The organism is Paenacidovorax caeni, from assembly GCF_001298675.1.
In the GTDB taxonomy this organism is placed as follows: Bacteria; Pseudomonadota; Gammaproteobacteria; order Burkholderiales; family Burkholderiaceae_C; genus Paenacidovorax; species Paenacidovorax caeni.
In genome coordinates this window covers 1-4,129 of record NZ_CYIG01000097.1, presented here as the reverse complement: position 1 = coordinate 4,129, position 4,129 = coordinate 1, and the positions used below count along the sequence as shown (strand labels likewise).

The 4,129-nt window shown below is 68.2% G+C and carries 3 protein-coding genes; all 3 read right to left on the bottom strand.

All coding sequences use genetic code 11. The features are described 5' to 3' along the window. Window positions 1-110: 110 nt before the first annotated feature. Window positions 111-1,406 (bottom strand): multifunctional CCA addition/repair protein, encoded by a 1,296-nt coding sequence (locus tag BN2503_RS18750; protein ID WP_054258104.1) that lies wholly within the window; start codon window positions 1,404-1,406, stop codon window positions 111-113. 32 nt (window positions 1,407-1,438) lie between these two features. Further along, window positions 1,439-2,707 (bottom strand): polyamine aminopropyltransferase, encoded by a 1,269-nt coding sequence (gene speE / locus BN2503_RS18745; protein WP_054258103.1) that lies wholly within the window; start codon window positions 2,705-2,707, stop codon window positions 1,439-1,441. Between the two features lie 408 nt (window positions 2,708-3,115). After that, window positions 3,116-4,129, bottom strand: a 1,014-nt coding sequence (gene tnpC, locus BN2503_RS18740) for an IS66 family transposase (RefSeq protein ID WP_054258102.1), incomplete at its 5' end; no start/stop codon positions are given.

Below are 4,129 nucleotides of genomic sequence, written 5' to 3'. Positions count from 1 at the left end.
CAAACGGCGAAAGCCTGAGCCATCGGGGCTGCAAGGCCCCTCAATGCACGAGGTGCAGACCGCCGTAAGGCCTCATCGCGCATTTAAAACGGGCTGGCGTCCAATCGTGCCTATTCGGATCCGTCAATCATGGGGTTGTGAGAGGTTCCCATCTGCCCCTGCAGACGGATTTGCCCCAGCCACGCCGCGATGGCGTCCTGGCGCGCCTGGGCCACGGCGTCGCCCACGGCAGGCCCGCGCAACCCGCGCTGCGCGGCCGCACGGGCCACGGGCGCGGTATCCACGGCCAGGGCGGCCTGCAGCGCGGCGGCCAGGCGTGGCCGCTGCGGATACGCGGCGTCCTCATGGCCCAGGCGCCCGCGCGCGTCGCACTCGCAAGCCCACAGCGCCTGGGCGAAGCGCTCGGGGCGGCGCAAAGCATCGCAGCGCGTGAACAGGCGCAGCAGCGCTGCAGGCCCCAGGTCGCCACTGCGGTGGATGTTGCCGTGCTCGCGCGCCACCAGGTCGGCCAGCTCACGGCATTCCAGCGGCACGCGCCAGCGCTCACAGACGGGCTGCAGCAGTCGCGCGCTGCGTTCCTCATGGCCGATATGGCGCGGCAGCACGTGCGCGGGGGTGGTGCCCTTGCCAAAGTCGTGGCACAAGCAGGCGAAGCGCACGGGCAGCGGCGCCTGCAGGCGCGCGGCCATGTCCAGCACCAGCATGGCGTGCACGCCCGTGTCCACCTCGGGGTGGTAGTCGGCGCGCTGGGGCACGCCCCACAGGCGGTCCAGCTCGGGCAGCAGCACGGCCAGCGCGCCGCACTGGCGCAGCACCTCGAACATGCGCGCCGGCCGCTCTTCCATGAGGCCGCGCGCCACCTCCTGCCACACACGCTCGGGCACGAGGTGGTCCACCTCGCCATCGGCCACCATCTCGCGCATCAGCGCCAGCGTTTCGGGGGCAATGGTGAAGTCGCTGAAGCGCGCAGCAAAGCGCGCCACGCGCAGGATGCGCACCGGGTCTTCGCGGAATGCGTCGGTGACGTGGCGCAGCACGCGCGCGTGCAGGTCGCGCACGCCGTTATAAGGGTCAAAAACGGCTCCAGCGCCCGTCCAGTCAGCGCTAGCAGCTATTGCATTGATAGTGAGATCGCGCCGCGCCAAGTCCTCTTCAAGCGTAACGCTGGGCGCCGCCTGCACCACGAAGCCACGGTAGCCGCGCCCACTCTTGCGCTCGGTGCGTGCCAGCGCGTATTCCTCGTGCGAGCCGGGGTGTAGGAACACCGGGAAGTCACGCCCCACGGGCGTGAAGCCCTGGGCCACCATCTGTTCGGGCGTAGCGCCCACCACAACCCAGTCGCGGTCATTGACCGGGCGGCCCAAAAGCCGGTCACGCACCGCGCCGCCCACCATGTAGATCTCCATGGGCGGCAGTGTAGGGCCGTGGCGGCCTGCGGTCAGGCCACGCGCCGCATGGGCTGCCCTGCGGCAGGGGCGAGCAGCGTGCGGTAGTAATTGGGCAGGGCGAACAGGGCGGGATGAACCTCGGGGTTGTAGTACTGCAAATCACCCACGCCACGCTCGGCCAGGCGCTGGCGCACCTGGGCCGGCGTGAGCGCAGCGGCGTCCAGCTCCTGCGAGACCACGGCCATGCCCCAGTAGGCGCCGTACAGCGGGATGTACAGCCCCATACAGCGCACCTTGGCGAAGCGCGCGCGCAGGGTGGCCGCCAGCGCGGCCACCTGCTGCGGGTGGAACACCGGGCTGCCCAGGTGCAGTACCAAGGCCCCGCCGGGCGCCAGCACGCGCTGCATGCGGGCCAGCGCGGCATCGGAGTAGAGGGCGCTGGCCGGTGTGTCGGGGTCGGTCAGGTCCATCAGTACGAGGTCAAAGCGCTCCTGCGTGGCGTCGACGAAAGCCATGCCATCGCCCAGGTGCAGTTGCACGCGCGCGTCGTCGAGCGCGCCACGGTGCACGGCGTGCAGGTGGGTGCGCGCCGCCTCGACGACGACGGCGTCAAGCTCGGCCAGCACCACGCGCTCGATGCTGGGATGCTTGAGCAGCTCCTCGGCCGCCCCCCCATCGCCGCCGCCCAGAATCAGCGCCTTGCGCGGCGCCGGATGGGCCACGGCGGCAGGGTGCACCAGGGCCTCGTGGTAAAAGAATTCCTCGCGTTCGCTGGTCATAAAGCGGCCGTCCAGGCGCAGCACGCGGCCAAAGCGCGGCGTCTCCATCAGCTCCAGCGTCTGGTAGGGCGTGCGCTGCTGCGTGTGCCGTGTGGCCGCGAAGGCAAAGCAGGCGTCGGGCGTGAGCTGTTCCTGCACCCATTCGGTGGGACTGGCACCGCCGGGGCCGATGTCGCCACGCTGCAGTTCCTGGCACACACGGCGCCCGGGCGCGTAGGCGGCGATCACGCCCTCCATCAGTGCGCGCGCCTTGCCAGAGTTGTCAGCCGAGAAGTTGCACACGTACACGTCAACCGTGACATTGCCGGTCTCAGGCCAGGTATGAATCGCCAGGTGCGACTCGGCCAGCAACACGGTACCCGTCACGCCGCCGGGCTGCCCGTTGTAGGGCGGGAAGGTGACCCAGCGCTCGTCCACCAGGGTCAGGCCGCTGGCCTGAACCTGGGCTCGGCAGAGGGTGGCAATGGTGTCCGCGCACAGCATATACGCCGTGTCGCCAGCGCATTGGTACAGATCGGCAGTCAGGTGCAGGCCTTGCATGGCGTGGTGGTTCCTCCAAGGGCTGGGCGCCCTGGGCCGGTCAGCCCTTGGGCGCCATGGGCAAAACCGGGCATTCTAACCAGCCACCTGAAAATAACATTTTTAAAAGCAGATAAAAACCGATAAAAGCAAGCTGCCGCAGCTTGAATGCCGTTACAAGCAACCACACCGACGCCGAGAGCCAATCGGCGGCCTGCTGGGGCCACGCAACACCGCACGAGGGAGCGTACGCCAGGGCTCCAAAGCGCACACGCCCGGAGCCCCCATGCGGCCCCCCCCGGCCCGAAGCGCTGCACGCCCACCTGAACAGCAACGCGATGGCGGGCTCGACAACCGCAGCTACCCGCCTGTCGCGGGTAAGCGCACGGCAAACCCATGTTGACCGCCGCTGGCGGTCATGGCTGATGATCAGATGTTGGCAGGTTGCCAGCGATGCGGCAGCAGTTCTCCGATCTGGCTGGCCTTGTGCGTGGGCAGCCGGGTCAGCACATCCTTGAGGTAAGCATACGAGTCATGCCCGTTCATGCGCGCCGACTGGATCAGGCTCATCACGGCTGCTGCCCGCTGGCCCGCGCGCAGGCTGCCGGCAAACAACCAGTTCGAGCGCCCAAGGGCAATGGGCCGGATCTGATTCTCGATCCAGTTGTTATCGGGCGGCAATTGCGGGTCATCGACGAAGCGCGTGAGCGCCGTCCAGCGCTTGAGGCTGTAGTCCAGGGCCTTGGCCGTCGCCGAGTTGCCCGCCACCTGCTGGCGTTGCAGCACCATCCACTCGTGCAAGGCGTCGAGCACGGGCCTGCTGCAGTGCTGGCGTATCTCCAGTCGTTGTGGCGCGGGCAGGGCCTGGACGTCCCGTTCGATCTCATAGACCCGGGCGAACTGCTGCAGGGCCCACTCGGCAATCTGGCTCTTGTGGGCCGCATGCAACTCGAAGAACTTGCGCCGTGCGTGTGCCAGGCAACCGGCTTCGGTCACGCCCTGGCTAAAGCTGGCCTTGTAGCCGGAATAGTCGTCACAGATCAGGCTGCCGCGCCAGTCACCGAGGAAGGCGCGGGCGTGTTCTCCGGCGCGGGACTCGCAGAAGTCATAGACCACGGCCCGCGTGGCTTCAAACGCTCCCGGGGCATAGGCCCACAGGTAGGCCCGGTGCGTTTTACCGCTGCCCGGCTTGAGCATGGCCACCGGGGTCTCATCACCGTGCAACACCCGGTGGCCGAGCACCTGGGCCTTCAGGGCATCGACCAGCGGTTGCAGCCGCGCCCCGCAGGTACCCACCCATTGCGCCAGGGTGGATCTTGGAATCGCCAGACCGGCGCGACCAAAGATGTTCTCCTGCCGATACAAGGGCTGGTGATCCTGGTACTTGGCCACCAGCACTTGGGCCAGCAGGCCGGCCGTCGGGATGCCTTTGTCGATGACGTG

Bases quoted from the DNA above. Each gene is read 5' to 3' on its own strand.
- BN2503_RS18750 (WP_054258104.1), bottom strand. From the start codon at position 1,406: ATGGAGATCTACATGGTGGGCGGCGCGGTGCGTGACCGGCTTTTGGGC.
- speE (WP_054258103.1), bottom strand. From the start codon at position 2,707: ATGCAAGGCCTGCACCTGACTGCCGATCTGTACCAATGCGCTGGCGAC.